Annotated in this window: 12 protein-coding genes; 4 read left to right on the top strand and 8 right to left on the bottom strand. The window is 70.1% G+C overall.

The annotated features are described in order from the left end of the window. Positions 1–228: 228 nt before the first annotated feature. The 3 genes from IEZ19_RS42405 to thyX all read right to left on the bottom strand — a co-directional run bounded on the left by IEZ19_RS42405 (position 229) and on the right by thyX (position 3,903). A complete protein-coding gene (locus tag IEZ19_RS42405) occupies positions 229–1,914 on the bottom strand; it encodes a ribonuclease J (RefSeq protein WP_189316740.1) in 1,686 nt (561 codons plus the stop codon). Between the two features lie 144 nt (positions 1,915–2,058). Next, positions 2,059–2,958 (bottom strand): 4-hydroxy-tetrahydrodipicolinate synthase, encoded by a 900-nt coding sequence (gene dapA, locus IEZ19_RS42400; RefSeq protein WP_189316739.1) that lies wholly within the window; start codon positions 2,956–2,958, stop codon positions 2,059–2,061. Between the two features lie 210 nt (positions 2,959–3,168). Further along, positions 3,169–3,903: an FAD-dependent thymidylate synthase gene (gene thyX, locus IEZ19_RS42395; protein WP_189316738.1), complete on the bottom strand. Its 735-nt coding sequence runs from the start codon at positions 3,901–3,903 to the stop codon at positions 3,169–3,171. 191 nt (positions 3,904–4,094) lie between these two features. Between thyX and IEZ19_RS42390 the strand changes: the two genes are divergently transcribed. Both IEZ19_RS42390 and IEZ19_RS42385 read left to right on the top strand, forming a co-directional pair. Continuing rightward, entirely contained in the window at positions 4,095–4,280 is a 186-nt protein-coding gene (locus IEZ19_RS42390; protein ID WP_189316737.1) for a hypothetical protein, read from the top strand. A gap of 90 nt (positions 4,281–4,370) precedes the next feature. Further along, positions 4,371–4,931, top strand: a complete 561-nt coding sequence (locus IEZ19_RS42385) for an SCO5741 family PH domain-containing membrane protein (RefSeq protein WP_189316736.1) — start codon at positions 4,371–4,373, stop codon at positions 4,929–4,931. Between the two features lie 454 nt (positions 4,932–5,385). Here IEZ19_RS42385 and IEZ19_RS42380 read toward each other — a convergent pair whose 3' ends face one another. The 5 genes from IEZ19_RS42380 to rpsO form a co-directional block, all read right to left on the bottom strand. Further along, positions 5,386–5,838, bottom strand: a complete 453-nt coding sequence (locus IEZ19_RS42380; protein ID WP_189316735.1) for a tetratricopeptide repeat protein — start codon at positions 5,836–5,838, stop codon at positions 5,386–5,388. Between the two features lie 8 nt (positions 5,839–5,846). After that, a complete protein-coding gene (gene dapB, locus IEZ19_RS42375; RefSeq protein ID WP_189316734.1) occupies positions 5,847–6,599 on the bottom strand; it encodes a 4-hydroxy-tetrahydrodipicolinate reductase in 753 nt (250 codons plus the stop codon). Between the two features lie 26 nt (positions 6,600–6,625). Further along, a complete protein-coding gene (locus IEZ19_RS42370) occupies positions 6,626–8,005 on the bottom strand; it encodes a M16 family metallopeptidase (protein ID WP_189316733.1) in 1,380 nt (459 codons plus the stop codon). Beyond that, positions 8,002–10,245, bottom strand: a complete 2,244-nt coding sequence (locus IEZ19_RS42365; protein ID WP_189316732.1) for a polyribonucleotide nucleotidyltransferase — start codon at positions 10,243–10,245, stop codon at positions 8,002–8,004. Before IEZ19_RS42365 ends, IEZ19_RS42370 begins: the two co-directional genes overlap by 4 nt. 310 nt (positions 10,246–10,555) lie before the next feature. Then, the gene (rpsO, locus tag IEZ19_RS42360) at positions 10,556–10,843 is read right to left on the bottom strand and encodes a 30S ribosomal protein S15 (protein WP_030177470.1); all 288 of its coding nucleotides are present in this window, start codon (positions 10,841–10,843) and stop codon (positions 10,556–10,558) included. A gap of 269 nt (positions 10,844–11,112) precedes the next feature. Between rpsO and IEZ19_RS42355 the strand changes: the two genes are divergently transcribed. Further along, the gene (locus IEZ19_RS42355; RefSeq protein ID WP_189316731.1) at positions 11,113–11,406 is read left to right on the top strand and encodes a DUF397 domain-containing protein; all 294 of its coding nucleotides are present in this window, start codon (positions 11,113–11,115) and stop codon (positions 11,404–11,406) included. Between the two features lie 396 nt (positions 11,407–11,802). Beyond that, positions 11,803–15,006: an SCO5717 family growth-regulating ATPase gene (locus tag IEZ19_RS42350; protein WP_229841482.1), complete on the top strand. Its 3,204-nt coding sequence runs from the start codon at positions 11,803–11,805 to the stop codon at positions 15,004–15,006. Positions 15,007–15,074 lie beyond the last annotated feature (68 nt).

The following is a 15,074-nucleotide window of genomic DNA, read 5'->3' as shown; positions in this document are numbered from 1 at the left end:
TTCCTCGGTGCTTTCCAGGTTCCCGCTCTCGCGTTTCCCTTTCCGGCGATCCCGACTTTATCAGAGATTCTGAGTCGGAATTCCCGCCCCGATCGGAGCAGCCCCGGCGCGCACACGGCGGCCCGAGCTTCCCGTTCAGGCGGAGCCGTAAACGTACTGGAGCGGGGCGCCTCGATGCAAATCGAGGCGCCCCGCTCCAGGTTCACGCGTACGAGGCGTCGTACGCGGTCAGACCTCCACGACGACCGGGAGGATCATCGGCCTGCGCCGATAGGTGTCCGAGACCCACTTGCCGAGGGTGCGGCGGATGAGTTGCTGCAGCTGGTGAGGTTCCACCACGCCGTCCTGCGCCGAGCGCTCCAGTGCCTCGTTGATCTTCGGGAGGACGTCGGCGAACGCGGAGTCGTCGATGCCCGAGCCGCGGGCCTGGACGTATGGGCCGCCCGTGATCTTGCCGGTGGAGGAGTCGACCACAACGAAGACAGAGATGATGCCCTCGTCGCCGAGGATCTTGCGGTCCTTCAGCGCCGGCTCGCCGACATCGCCGACCGAGAGGCCGTCGACGTACACATAACCCGCCTGGACCTTGCCGGAGATCCTGGCATTGCCCTCGACGAGGTCGACGACGACACCGTCCTCGGCGATGACGATCCGGTCGTGCGGGACGCCCGTCAAAGCGCCCAGCTCCGCGTTGGCCCGCAGGTGGCGCCATTCGCCGTGCACCGGCATCAGGTTCTTCGGGCGGCAGATGTTGTAGAAGTACAGCAGCTCGCCCGCGGACGCGTGGCCCGAGACGTGGACCTTGGCGTTGCCCTTGTGGACGACGTTCGCGCCCCAGCGGGTCAGGCCGTTGATGACGCGGTAGACCGCGTTCTCGTTGCCGGGGATCAGCGATGACGCCAGGATCACCGTGTCGCCGTCGACGATGCGGATCTGGTGGTCCCTGTTGGCCATCCTCGACAGGGCGGCCATCGGTTCGCCCTGGGAGCCCGTGCAGACCAGGACCACCTCGTCGTCCGGAAGGTCGTCGAGGGTCTTGACGTCCACGACCAGGCCCGGCGGGACCTTCAGATAGCCCAGGTCCCGGGCGATGCCCATGTTGCGGACCATGGAGCGGCCGACGAAGGCGACCCGGCGGCCGTACTCGTGCGCCGCGTCCAGGATCTGCTGGATGCGGTGGACATGGCTGGCGAAGCTCGCCACGATGATCCGCTTGCGGGCGCTCGCGAAGACCTGGCGCAGGACGCTGGAGATGTCGCGCTCGTGCGGGGTGAACCCGGGGACCTCGGCGTTCGTGGAGTCGGTGAGGAGGAGGTCGATGCCCTCCTCGCTCAGACGCGCGAACGCGTGCAGATCCGTGAGGCGGTTGTCCAGCGGGAGCTGGTCCATCTTGAAGTCGCCCGTGTGGACCACCATGCCGGCGGGGGTGCGGATCGCGACCGCGAGGGCGTCCGGGATGGAGTGGTTGACGGCGATGAATTCGCACTCGAAGGGGCCGATGCGCTCCCGGTGTCCCTCGGCCACCTCGAGGGTGTACGGGCGGATGCGGTGCTCCTGGAGCTTCGCCTCGATGAGGGCGAGGGTCAGCTTGGAGCCGATCAGGGGGATGTCCGCCTTCTCGCGCAGGAGGAAGGGGACGCCGCCGATGTGGTCCTCGTGACCATGGGTGAGGACGATGCCCTCGATGTCGTCGAGGCGGTCCCGGATCGACGAGAAGTCCGGCAGGATCAGGTCGATTCCGGGCTGCTCCTCCTCGGGGAAGAGCACTCCGCAGTCGACGATCAGGAGGCGGCCGCCGTATTCGAAGACCGTCATGTTGCGGCCGATCTCGCCGAGGCCGCCGAGCGGGGTGACTCGCAGGCCGCCTTCGGGGAGCGGCGGGGGCGGGCCGAGTTCAGGATGCGGATGACTCAAAAGACTCTCCTCACCACGCGCGCCACGTACCGGTCGGGCACGTGGCGCGCGTGACGTTCGTGCAGAAGCAGTTGTCGTTGTGGACTGCAGGCACCGGTGGCCTGCCTATTCAGTTGTGAAGCTCGAGTGGTGCCAAGTCTGTTGTCAGAGCTGTACCCCGCCTGCGGCAAGATCGATCTTGAGTTGTGCGATCTCCTCGGGCGAGCACTCGACCATGGGTGCGCGCAGCGGTCCGGCCGGGAGTCCCTGCAGGGCGAGCGCGGCCTTGGTGGTCATGACGCCCTGGGTGCGGAACATGCCGGTGTAGACCGGGAGCAGCTTCTGGTGGATCTCCGTCGCCTTCTGGACGTCGCCGGAGGTGAAGGCCTCGACGAGGGCCCGCAGGTCGGGGGTGACCACGTGGCCGACGACCGACACGAAGCCGACCGCGCCCACGGAGAGCAGGGGCAGGTTGAGCATGTCGTCGCCGGAGTACCAGGCGAGGCCGGACTGGGCGATGGCCCAGCTTGCCCGGCCGAGGTCGCCCTTGGCGTCCTTGTTGGCGACGATCCTCGGGTGCTCGGCGAGGCGGACCAGGGTCTCCGTGTGGATCGGAACGCCGCTGCGACCGGGGATGTCGTAGAGCATGGCCGGCAGCCCGGTCGCGTCGGCGATGGCCGTGAAATGCCGGTACAGGCCCTCCTGCGGAGGCTTGTTGTAGTACGGCGTGACGACCAGGAGGCCGTGCGCCCCGGTCTTCTCGGCGGCGCGGGCCAGTTCGATGCTGTGGTGCGTGTCGTTGGTGCCGACGCCGGCCACCACATGGGCCCGGTCGCCGACCGCCTCCAGAACCGCTCGTACGAGGTCCGTTTTCTCCGCGTCGCTGGTGGTGGGGGACTCGCCGGTCGTGCCGTTGATGATCAGGCCGTCGTTGCCTGCGTCCACCAGGTGGGTGGCGAGCCGCTGCGCGCCGTCGAGGTCAAGTGCGCCGTCCGCCGTGAAGGGCGTGACCATGGCGGTGAGGACCCGCCCGAAGGGGATCTGCGGAGTGGAGATCGGAGCCATGGTTACACGCTACTCGCTGCTCAATGCGTGGTCTGCCCAAGGGGTGCGGGGAAAGTCATGACAAATGTGGAGCCCGGCACTGCCTGCTCGGGGGTTCAAGCAGTGCCGGGTCCGTTTGATCAGGCTAGATGAACTTCACCAAATGCCGCAATACGGACACTTCACCAGGCTGATCCGCACATGCGTACCGGACGGGACGACATGCCTGTCCTACGGCGCGACACGGCCGTTGGCGTTGAAGGCGGCGTGCGTGAGCGGCATGAGCTCGGCCCACTCGGCCTCCATCTTCTCGCCGACCATCTCGATCTCCCGCTGCGGGAAGGACGGCACCTTGGCCAGCTCGTGCTGCGTGCGCAGGCCGAGGAAGTGCATCAGGGAGCGGGCGTTGCAGGTGGCGTACATCGAGGAGTACAGGCCGACCGGGAGCGCGGCGCGGGCCACCTCGCGGGCGACGCCCTCGGCGAGCAGCTTCTGGTAGGCGGCGTAGGCCTGCTCGTAGGACTCGGTCAGGACGTCGTGGACCGTGGCGTGCTGGGCCGGCGTTCCCTCGACGAAGACGTACTTGCCGGGACGCCCCTGCTGGACCAGCTTGCGGGATTCGCCGGGGACGTAGAAGACCGGCTGGAGCTCCCGGTACCGGCCCGACTCCTCGTTGTACGACCAGCCCACCCGGTGTCGCATGAACTCACGGAACACGAAGATCGGGGCGCTGATGAAGAAGGTCATCGAGTTGTGCTCGAAGGGGCTGCCGTGCCGGTCGCGCATCAGGTAGTTGATCAGGCCCTTGGAGCGCTCGGGGTCCTTGCTCAACTCGTCCAGGGACTGCTCCCCGGCGGTCGACACACGGGCAGCGAAGAGGACGTCTGAGTCCGAGGCGCTGGATTTCACCAGCTCAACGGTGACATCGCTACGCAGGAGCGGCTTGGAATCGTCGCCGGAGGTCACGGCAGGTCCTTCCCGTCACATCTGTGGTTCGCGCCTACTCTACGGGGCTCTCCGGCCCGGCCGGCCCGCACTTGCGTTACGTTGTTTTCCGGAAATGGGCACCTTTTGCGACACTCGTACGTCTGTGTTGGTGAGACACGTCTGTGCCGGTGAGCCCCACCCGCCCCGTTCGTGAAAGGAGACGCGCCCCGATGTATCTCGGCAATGTCACTCCCCCGCCCCGTGAGCGGGCGTCCGCCGGTCAGATAGCCGGGCGCTGGCTGCTGGGGCTGACCATCGTGGCCGGTCTCGTCGGCTCCCTCGTCCTCGGTATGCCGGCGCTGAAGACTCCCGCGAGCCCGCCGGTCCCGCAGTCACAGGCCTCCCAGGGGCACTGACCCTTCCGGACCCCCTAGGGTGGTGGGCGGGCACACAGGCGGATAGCCTCGCCGGGCACGTCCCATGCATGGAATGAGTGAGGACCAGCTGTGCCCCTGCCCTTCCTGACTGCCGATCGCACCTATGAGGCTGCCGACGACATCTCCCTGCCGTACGACGACCGCAGCCGCTGGCGGCGCCCTTACCGCCCCGGTCCGTGGCGGGTCGGAGTGGCTGCGCTCTGCCTCCTGTTCGCGTCGTTCGTGCTGTTCTCCGGCGTCATCATCGGCCTGACCGGGTCGTTGACGTCCGCCGGCGTGATCTTCGCCTTCGCGCTGGCCGTCATCGCGTATGCGCTGCGTCTGCTGCGCATGGGCGTGTGGGTGAGCGCGCACGGTCTGCGGCACGTGCGGTTCTTCGTCACTCGGACGGTGACCTGGCAGCGGGTCGTCGCCGTGCGTACGGTGCAGCAGCCGGTGCAGTGGCTGGGGCTGCCGCGCACGGTGCAGGGGCAGGCGCTGACGCTGGCGCTGGCGCAGAAGAATCGTGCCGCCGGCGACTCCGCGCCACTGATGACGACGCACAACCTCGACTTCCTGGCCCGGGCGTCGGCCTTCGACCGGGCGTCGGACACGGTGGAGGCGTGGGCGGCGGAGCACCGGCGCGCCTGAGCGACGAAGCCTTGGCGAAGGGGCTGGTCCGCGGGGTGCGGGGCGGCCCCTTCGGCGTGTGGATCGGTCGGGGAGCGGATTCGGGTACGGGTACGGGTCGGATGGTTCGGCGTACCGCGGTGGCGTCGGGCCGAGTTCGGCGGTGGCGCGGGGCCGGCCGGTGTCGGCGTGCGGATGCGAGCGGCCGGGTCCGGCGTATGGCGTCGGCCTGGGTCCAGGTGCGACGTACGGCCGGAGTTCGGCGGCGGCACGTGGCGGCCCGGTTCGACACACCCCCGCGTGCACGGGCCCGCGGCCGCGTCCGGTGCACGGCAGTGGCCTGTCAGGAGCGACATGCGGCAGGCGTAGCGTGCCGCCCCGGCGCAGCCACGACGCGCGCTTACCCGGCCCCGTGCGGCCCCGGCCCCGGCACACGGGGCCGGGGCCGCACGCAGGCCCGGCGTACCGCTACGGCTCAGGCCTCGACCGGCTTGCCGTCGTGCAGGGCGATCGCTCGTTGCATCGCCTTGCGGGCGCGTGGGGTGTCTCGGGCGTCGTGGTAGGCGACGGCCAGGCGGAACCAGGTGCGCCAGTCCTCGGGGGACGCCTCCGTCTCGGCCTTGCGCTTGGTGAAGACCTCGTCGGCCGAGTCGCGGTCGATGCGGCCGCCGACAGTGCGCTTCAGTTCGTCGACCGGCAGGCCGCCCTCCGCGTCGAGTTCGGTGGCGAGCTGGTTGGCCCTGCGGACGAACTGGGTGTTCTTCCACAGGAACCACACGCCGATGACCGGCAGGATCAGCACCGCCACGCCGAAGGTGACGGTGAGGAGCGTGCCGGACTGGATGAGCATGACGCCGCGGCTGCCGACCAGGACGAAGTAGAAGACCAGGACGGCGGCCGTGACGGCGTAGGAGAGCTTGGCTCGCATGTCGTGTGTCAGCCCAGGTCCAGGAAGTGTTCCAGGCCGAAGGTCAGACCCGGCGTCGACACCACGCGGCGCACGCCGAGCAGGATGCCCGGCATGAAGCTGCTGTGGTGCAGCGAGTCGTGCCGGATGGTCAGCGTCTCGCCCTCGCCGCCGAGCAGCACCTCTTGGTGGGCCAGCAGACCGCGCAGCCGGACCGAGTGCACCGGCACGCCGTCGACGCTCGCGCCGCGGGCGCCGTCCAGGGCCGTCGCCGTGGCGTCCGGTGCCGGGGCCGTGCCGGCCTCGCGGCGCGCCTCGGCGATGAGCTGGGCCGTGCGCGTGGCGGTGCCGGACGGTGCGTCGGCCTTGTTCGGGTGGTGCAGCTCGATGACCTCGACCGATTCGAAGTACGGCGCCGCGATCTGCGCGAACTTCATGGTGAGGACGGCCCCGATGGAGAAGTTCGGCGCGATGAGCACGCCGGTCTCCGGGGACTGCTCGAGCCAGCCCCGCAGCTGCGCGAGACGGTCGTCGGTCCAGCCCGTCGTACCGACGACCGCGTGGATGCCGTGCCGCACGCAGAAGTCGAGGTTGCCCATCACGGAGGCGGGCGTGGTCAATTCGACCGCGACCTGGGCGCCGGTCTCCGCCAGGGTCTCCAGCTTGTCGCCCCGGCCGAGGGCGGCGACCAGTTCCATGTCCTCGGCGGCCTCGACCGCCCGTACCGCCTCGGACCCGATCCGGCCCTTGGCTCCGAGGACCGCCACGCGCAGCTTGCTCATCTTCTTGCTTCCTAACGGGTGGGGGTTCAGGCGACGGCGTCGTGCAGCCGCGCGGCCTGCTTGTCCTTGAGCGGGCCGATGACCGACAGCGACGGGCGCTGTCCCAGGATGTCGTGGGCGACCGCGCGGACCTCGTCCGGGGTCACCGCCGCTATCCGGGCCAGCATGTCGTCGACGGACATCTGCTCGCCCCAGCACAGCTCGCTCTTGCCGATACGGTTCATCAGCGCGCCCGTGTCCTCGAGGCCGAGGACCGTGGATCCCTGGAGCTGGCCTATCGCGCGGCCGATCTCGTCGTCGGACAGGCCGTGTTCGGCGACGTGGTCGAGTTCGTCGCGGCAGATCTTGAGCACGTCGTGCACCTGGCTCGGGCGGCAGCCGGCGTACACGCCGAACAGGCCGCAGTCGGCGAAGCCCGAGGTGTACGAATACACGCTGTAGGCCAGGCCGCGCTTCTCGCGGACCTCCTGGAAGAGGCGTGAGGACATCCCTCCGCCGAGGGCCGTGTTGAGCACGCCGAGGGCCCAGCGGCGGTCGTCGGTGCGGGCCAGGCCCGGCATGCCGAGGACGACATGGGCCTGCTCGGTCTTGCGGCCGAGCAGTTCGACGCGACCCGCCGTGCGGATCGTGCGGCGGCCCTCGCGCGGGCCGATGGGCTCCGCCGCGCCGTTCTTGAACGCGCCCGCCTTCTCGAAGGCGGCACGGACCTGGCGTACGACCTTGTTGTGGTCGATGTTGCCGGCGGCCGCCACGACCAGATGGGTCGGGTCGTAGTGCTTCTTGTAGAAGCGGCGGATGCGGTCGGCGGTGAGGGCGTTGACCGTGTCGACCGTGCCGAGGACCGGGCGGCCGAGGGCGTTGTCGCCGAACATCGTGTGCGCGAACAGGTCGTGCACGCAGTCGCCCGGGTCGTCCTCCGTCATCGCGATCTCTTCGAGGATGGCGCCGCGCTCGACGTTGACGTCCTCCTCGATGATCAGCGAGCCCGTGAGCATGTCGCAGACGACGTCGATGGCGAGCGGCAGGTCGGTGTCGAGCACGCGCGCGTAGTAGCACGTGTACTCCTTCGCCGTGAACGCGTTCATCTCGCCGCCGACCGCGTCGACGGCCGCGGAGATGTCCAGCGCACTGCGCCGCGACGTGCCCTTGAAGAGCAGGTGTTCCAGGTAGTGCGTGGCGCCGTTCAGGGCCGGGGTCTCGTCGCGGGAGCCGACGTGCGCCCAGATGCCGAACGTCGCCGAGCGGACCGAGGGCAGGGTCTCCGTGACGATGCGCAGACCGCCCGGGAGGGTGGTCCTGCGGACCGTGCCGATGCCGCCGGTGCCCTTGATGAGGGTTTGGGTACGGGCGACGGCCCGCGCCTCCGAGGAGGTGCGGGCCGTCGTCATGGAGCTACTAGACGTCACTGGTCGGTGTCGTCCTTCTTGTCCGAGCCTGCGGCGGAGCCGCCATCGGATGCGGCGTCTTCGCCCTCGATCACCGGAACGAGGGAGAGCTTGCCGCGGGAGTCGATCTCGGCGATCTCGACCTGGACCTTCTGGCCCACGCCGAGGACGTCCTCGACGTTCTCCACGCGCTTGCCGCCGGCCAGCTTGCGGATCTGCGAGATGTGCAGCAGACCGTCCTTGCCGGGCAGCAGGGAGACGAACGCACCGAAGGTGGTCGTCTTCACGACCGTACCGAGGTAGCGCTCGCCGACCTCGGGCATCGTCGGGTTGGCGATGCCGTTGATCGTGGCGCGGGCGGCCTCGGCGGACGGGCCGTCGGCGGCACCGATGTAGATCGTGCCGTCGTCCTCGATGGTGATCTCGGCGCCCGTGTCCTCCTGGATCTGGTTGATCATCTTGCCCTTGGGGCCGATGACCTCACCGATCTTGTCGACCGGGATCTTGACGGTGATGATCCGCGGAGCGTGCGGGGACATCTCGTCGGGCCGGTCGATGGCCTCCATCATCACGTCGAGGATGTGGAGGCGTGCGTCGCGGGCCTGCTTGAGGGCCGCGGCCAGGACGGAGGCCGGGATGCCGTCCAGCTTGGTGTCGAGCTGGAGGGCGGTCACGAACTCCTTGGTGCCGGCGACCTTGAAGTCCATGTCACCGAAGGCGTCCTCCGCACCGAGGATGTCGGTGAGGGTGACGTAGTGCGTCTCACCGTCGATCTCCTGGGAGATCAGACCCATGGCGATACCGGCGACCGGGGACTTCAGCGGCACACCGGCGTTGAGCAGCGACATGGTGGAGGCGCAGACGGAACCCATGGACGTCGAACCGTTGGAGCCGAGGGCCTCGGACACCTGGCGGATCGCGTACGGGAACTCCTCGCGCATCGGCAGCACCGGCACGAGGGCACGCTCGGCGAGAGCGCCGTGGCCGATCTCGCGGCGCTTCGGGGAGCCGACGCGGCCGGTCTCACCGGTGGAGTACGGCGGGAAGTTGTAGTTGTGCATGTAGCGCTTGCGGGTCACCGGGGAGAGGGTGTCCAGCTGCTGCTCCATGCGGAGCATGTTGAGGGTGGTGACGCCCAAGATCTGGGTCTCGCCACGCTCGAACAGCGCGGAACCGTGCACCCGCGGGATGGCCTCGACCTCGGCGGCCAGGGTGCGGATGTCGGTGACACCGCGGCCGTCGATGCGCTTCTTCTCCTTGATCACGCGCTCGCGGACCAGCTGCTTGGTGAGCGAGCGGTACGCGGCGGAGATCTCCTTCTCGCGGCCCTCGAACTCCGGCAGGAGCTTCTCTGCGGCCAGGCCCTTGACGCGGTCCAGCTCGGCCTCGCGCTCCTGCTTGCCCGCGATGGTCAGCGCGGAGGCCAGCTCCGGGCGGACGGCGCCGGTCAGCGCCTCCAGGACGTCGTCCTGGTAGTCGAGGAAGATCGGGAACTCGGCGGTCGGCTTCGCCGCCTTCGCGGCGAGGTCGGCCTGGGCCTTGCAAAGGACCTTGATGAACGGCTTCGCGGCCTCCAGACCGGCGGCGACGACCTCCTCGGTCGGCGCCTCGGTGCCACCCTCGACCAGCTTGATCGTGTGCTCGGTGGCCTCGGCCTCGACCATCATGATCGCGACGTCGCCGTCCTCCAGGACGCGGCCCGCGACCACCATGTCGAAGACGGCGTCCTCGAGCTCGGTGTGCGTCGGGAAGGCGACCCACTGGCCGCGGATCAGCGCGACGCGGACGCCGCCGATCGGGCCGGAGAAGGGCAGGCCGGCCAGCTGCGTGGACGCGGACGCGGCGTTGATCGCCACGACGTCGTACAGGTGGTCGGGGTTGAGCGCCATGACGGTGGCGACGACCTGGATCTCGTTGCGCAGGCCCTTCTTGAAGGACGGGCGCAGCGGGCGGTCGATGAGCCGGCAGGTGAGGATCGCGTCCTCGGAGGGCCGGCCCTCACGGCGGAAGAAGCTGCCGGGGATCTTGCCGGCGGCGTACATCCGCTCCTCGACGTCCACCGTGAGCGGGAAGAAGTCGAGCTGGTCCTTGGGGTTCTTGGAGGCGGTGGTGGCCGACAGCACCATGGTGTCGTCGTCCAGGTACGCCACGGCGGAACCGGCGGCCTGCTTGGCCAGGCGGCCCGTCTCGAAGCGGATCGTACGGGTGCCGAAGGCGCCGTTGTCGATGACGGCCTCGGCGTAGTGGGTCTCGTTCTCCACTAGCGTTTTCTCCTCGTCTTCGTCCCGGGGCTGCCCGTGTGGCAGGGGGACGGTTGCGGGGAAGCGCTCCGTGCGGTGCGGGCCGGTCTTCGATCGAAGCACCCGGGGCTCGCTTCCCCCGGGGGCCACTACCGAGGACCGGCGGCGGCTAGGCGCGCTTCTCCTCGTTCTGTCTCGTACGTGTTCTGTGCCGTGCGTTTTGCGTTGTGCTACCACAGTACAAAGCGTGAGTGACACTCCGCACGTTTCCGCACGTACGGCAAAGGGAGCGGCCCCCGATCGTTTCGGGAACCGCTCCCTTCACGGCGTCCTACTTGGCGCCCGCCGCACCGCGGCGGATGCCGAGGCGGTCGACCAGCGCACGGAAGCGCTGGATGTCCTTCTTGGCCAGGTACTGCAGCAGGCGGCGACGCTGGCCGACCAGGATCAGCAGACCCCGGCGGGAGTGGTGGTCGTGCTTGTGGGTCTTGAGGTGCTCCGTCAGGTCGGAGATCCGACGGGACAGCAGAGCGACCTGGACCTCGGGGGAGCCGGTGTCACCCTCCTTGGTACCGAACTCGCCGATGATCTGCTTCTTCGTAGCGGCGTCGAGCGACACGCGTACTCCTCATGGTCTGTGAATGCCATCGAGTGCCCCCGGTCTTCATCGCGGGGGAGCTTCCGTTACTCGGGAGGCGGGGATCCGCTGGGCGCGGCCTCCAGGGCCTCGGGGGCTCCGGGGGTGCGTACACAAACGGCCGTCACTCAGGGTACCAGGCACAGGTGGGCACCTTGACCGCGGTCACCGAAGCACCGCTGCGGCGGTCGCCGGGTCAATAAGGTGAGTGCTCGGATCAATGGTGCATGCCGGGAAGGGGTCGCTGCGTCATGGCGGAGACGGCGGAGGAGATCAAGGCGCGCAAGGAGCGGGAACGGGACGAGCTGTACGCGCTCGACATCTCGGACGTCGAGTGGCACTGCGCGCCCGGCGCCGAGGAGCACGAGGAGCGGGTCGAGATCGCGTACCTGCCCGACGGGGCGGTGGCCATGCGGTCCTCCCTGGACCCCGGCACCGTGCTGCGCTACACGGAGGCGGAGTGGCGGGCGTTCGTGCTGGGCGCGCGCGACGGGGAGTTCGATCTGGAGCCCGGGCCGCACAACGGGGGTCTCCCGACGGAGTGAGCGGGCCGGAGACGGTTCGGACGACCTCAAGTGAGTGACTGAGAAGGGGCGGCACGCGCGCGTGCTGTCCCTTCTTGCATGGTTGTGCGGGTTATCGCCCTTCTCGTTCATGCTTGTTGCCCGGATTGTTCATCAATACGCCGACTGTGCACGGCACTTCGGGGCAGGTTGTGACGCAGTGGGCAGTCGCCCGGTGGTGGACGGGCCTGCCGGGGCGGGGCGCCCGGTGATTAGGCTGGGAGAGGGCGCGGTGCCAGAACCTGTGGACGGGGCATCGGCGTCCCAGGGGGAGAGCCGGTGGATCGGACTACCTCGAACGACCACGGACGACTGAGAACGACACGACATGGTCGCCCCGGCACGGCATGAGGGTGCTCGACCACATCAGGAGGAACTGTGAGCAGCGAGCGGGACGGGATCCGCGGGGGCTGGGCCACACCCGGCGATGACCAGCCCGACGCGGAGTCCTCCATCGAGACGACGGGCGAGTTCACGATCGACTACGCGCCGCCCGCGTGGTACACGCAGAACGCGTCGGGGGCGTCGGAAGAGTCCGGTGCGGCCGAGGGTTCGGAGTCGGGCGCGGGCGCGAGTGGGGTGCCTGGGCCGCCCTCCGGTGCGGCCGGGTCTCCGTCCGGTACTGCTCCTTCGGGTACGTCTCCTTCTGCTACGGCCCCTTCGTCTCCCTCGTCGTTCTCGCGGCCGGGTGGTTCGCCGTTCCCGGCGGGGGCTCCGATTCCGGGGCTGACTCCTCCTCCGCATGCTCAGCAGGCCGGGAACGTGACTCCTGGTGCACCGTTCACGCCGCCGCCTCCGCAGCCCGCGCCGGGGGCGCCCTTCACTCCGCCGGCTCCAACTCCTGCGCCGGGGGCGCCCTTCACGCCGCCCGCGCCGCCCTCGTCGGCTGGTGGGAGTGCGTCCGCGGTGCCGAAGCTGCCCGTCGGGAGCGGGTTCGAGCCGCAGGCCGAGCCCGATAGCACGTCGCAGAACACGTCGTCCGTGGCGGATCCGGCCTCGCCCGCGGCCGTGCCGAACATTCCGCTCGGCGGGTTCCAGCAGCAGTGGGCGCCGTCCGAGCCTGCGGTTCCTCCGGCTCCGGTTCCTGAGGAAGAGGAGGAGTCCGCCAGGAGCGGACAACTGGAGAGCGGCGTCACGATGCGGTTCTCCGCTGTCGCGCTGAAGCGCGAGATGGCAGAGATCGCGGAGCGCGAGGCCGCGGAGCCCGAGGCTCCGGCGGACGCGTCGGATGCGGGGGACGACTCGGCCGATGTGGTCGACGAGGTCGAACTCCCCGGTGTCTCCGGGGGAGTTGACGAGGTCGGCGACGACTCCGAGGAGGGCGTGCCTGCGGGTGCGGCTTCGGTGGAGTCGGACGAGGGCGAGCACGAGACTTCGGAGGTCGAGGAGGCTGAGGAGGTCGCCGAAGTCGCCGAGGTCGCTACGGTGGCCGAGGAAGAGGAAGAGGATTCGGCTCAGGACTCCTTGGCGGCGGACGCCGACGCCGAGCCCGCCGGGGTCGTGGAGGACGCGCAGGACGCCGTTGCGAACGAGGCCGAGCCCGAGGACGAGGCGCCCTCCGACGCCGTACCCGAGGACGCCGTACCCGAGCAGAGCGAGCCGCAGGACGCCGTTCCGCCCGCCCCGCCCGCACCGCAGGACGCCCCGCCCGCCTGGACTCCCCCGCCGGCGCCGCAGCCCGGGATGCCGCCGCTGCCGCCGTCGTACCAGCCCGCGGCACCCGAGCCTGCGGCCCAGTGGCCCGCGCAGCAGGCGCAGGAGCAGCCCGCCACGCCCGGCCGGCCGCAGCCCCCGGGACCGCAGGGTCCGGCGCCCGCACCCGCGCAGCAGCCGCCGTTCCAGCCGCAGGCGCCGCAGCCCGCGCCCGCCGCGTGGAACCAGCCCGCCCCCCAGCCCGGCCGGCCGTACGCGCCGGAACCTCGGCAGCCCGCGGCCCAGGGCGGCTACGGCTTCCCGAACTCCGGCGGAGCACCGGCCCCGGCGCCCCAGCCCCCGGCCCCCGCATCCAACCCGCAAGCCGGCTACGGCTTCCCGAACCCGGCCGCACCCCAGCCCCCGGCCCCCGCGCCCGTCCCGCAGGCCGGCTACGGCTTCCCCCAGCCGACCGACCCCCAGCCTCCGGCCCCCAACGCCCCGGCCGGCTACGGCTTCCCCAACCCCGGCGCCGCTCCGGCATCCCAGCCCCCGGCCCCCAACCCGCAGCAGCCCGGCTACGGCTTCCCCCAGCCCCCTGCACAATCCGAGCAGCCCCAACCCCAGTCCCGCGCCCAGGCGCCGCAGGCACCCGCACCCGCCCCGCAGCCTCCCCAGCCTCCCGTGGACCCCCGCGTCGGCGTCGCATGGCCGCAGCCCATGCAGCACGACCAGCGGCAGCCGACGAACCCGGGGGCCGCGCCGCTGGGATACACCGCTGCCGTCGAGTTGTCGTCCGACCGGCTGCTCAACAACAAGAAGCAGAAGGCGAAGAGCGGACGCCCGGCCGCCGCGCCCTCCCGGTTCAAGATCGGAGGGAAGAAGGAGGAGGCCGAGCGGCAGCGGAAGTTGGAGCTGATCCGGACGCCCGTGCTGTCCTGCTACCGGATCGCCGTCATCAGCCTCAAGGGCGGGGTGGGGAAGACCACGACGACCACCGCCCTCGGTTCGACGCTCGCCATCGAGCGGCAGGACAAGATCCTCGCCATCGACGCGAACCCGGACGCCGGTACGCTCGGCCGCCGTGTGCGCCGCGAGACCGGGGCCACCATCCGTGACCTCGTCCAGGCGATCCCGTACCTCAACTCGTACATGGACATCCGCCGGTTCACCTCCCAGGCGCCGTCCGGGCTCGAGATCATCGCCAACGACGTCGACCCGGCCGTGTCCACGACCTTCAACGACGAGGACTACCGGCGCGCGATCGACGTGCTCGGCAAGCAGTACCCGATCATCCTCACCGACTCGGGAACCGGCCTGCTCTACAGCGCCATGCGCGGAGTCCTCGATCTGGCCGACCAGTTGATCATCATCTCCACGCCGTCCGTGGACGGTGCGAGCAGCGCCAGTACGACGCTGGACTGGCTGTCCGCGCACGGCTACGCCGACCTCGTGTCGCGCTCCATCACCGTCATCTCCGGGGTGCGCGAGACCGGCAAGATGATCAAGGTGGAGGACATCGTCAGCCACTTCGAGACGCGGTGCCGGGGCGTCGTGGTCGTGCCCTTCGACGAGCACCTCTCCGCCGGTGCCGAGGTCGACCTCGACATGATGCGGCCCAAGGTGCGGGAGGCGTACTTCAACCTCGCGGCGATGGTCGCCGAGGACTTCGTGCGGCACCAGCAGTCGCACGGGCTGTGGACCAGCGACGGCAACCCGCCGCCGGTGGCCGCCCCGCCGCTGCCCGGCCGGCCCTACCCGCCGCAGGTGCCGGGACAGCCGTACCCGCCGCAGCAGCAGACCCCGCCGCCGCCCTACCCGCAGGCACCCCAGGCCCCGGGCCAGCCGTATCCGCAGTACCCGCAGCAGCCCGGTCAGCCGGGACAGCCGTATCCCCAGCCGGGACAGCCCGGGCAGCCCTACCCGCCGCAGGCGCCGCCTCAGCAGTAGGACCGGGACATGACGAAGGGCGGCCGGTGCCACCGAGGCACCGGCCGCCCTTTCGCGTCGTACGACTG

It is taken from the genome of Streptomyces brasiliensis (genome assembly GCF_014647875.1).
Classification (GTDB): Bacteria; Actinomycetota; Actinomycetes; order Streptomycetales; family Streptomycetaceae; genus Streptomyces; species Streptomyces brasiliensis.
Note: the sequence above shows the minus strand (reverse complement) of the source record. Positions and strands in the feature narration are given on the sequence as shown.

Excerpts from the sequence above, each read along its gene's own strand:
- IEZ19_RS42390 (WP_189316737.1), top strand. The coding sequence starts at position 4,095 with ATGTATCTCGGCAATGTCACTCCCCCGCCCCGTGAGCGGGCGTCCGCC.
- IEZ19_RS42380 (WP_189316735.1), bottom strand. The coding sequence starts at position 5,838 with ATGCGAGCCAAGCTCTCCTACGCCGTCACGGCCGCCGTCCTGGTCTTC.
- IEZ19_RS42355 (WP_189316731.1), top strand. The coding sequence starts at position 11,113 with ATGGCGGAGACGGCGGAGGAGATCAAGGCGCGCAAGGAGCGGGAACGG.
- dapA (WP_189316739.1), bottom strand. The coding sequence starts at position 2,958 with ATGGCTCCGATCTCCACTCCGCAGATCCCCTTCGGGCGGGTCCTCACC.
- dapB (WP_189316734.1), bottom strand. The coding sequence starts at position 6,599 with ATGAGCAAGCTGCGCGTGGCGGTCCTCGGAGCCAAGGGCCGGATCGGG.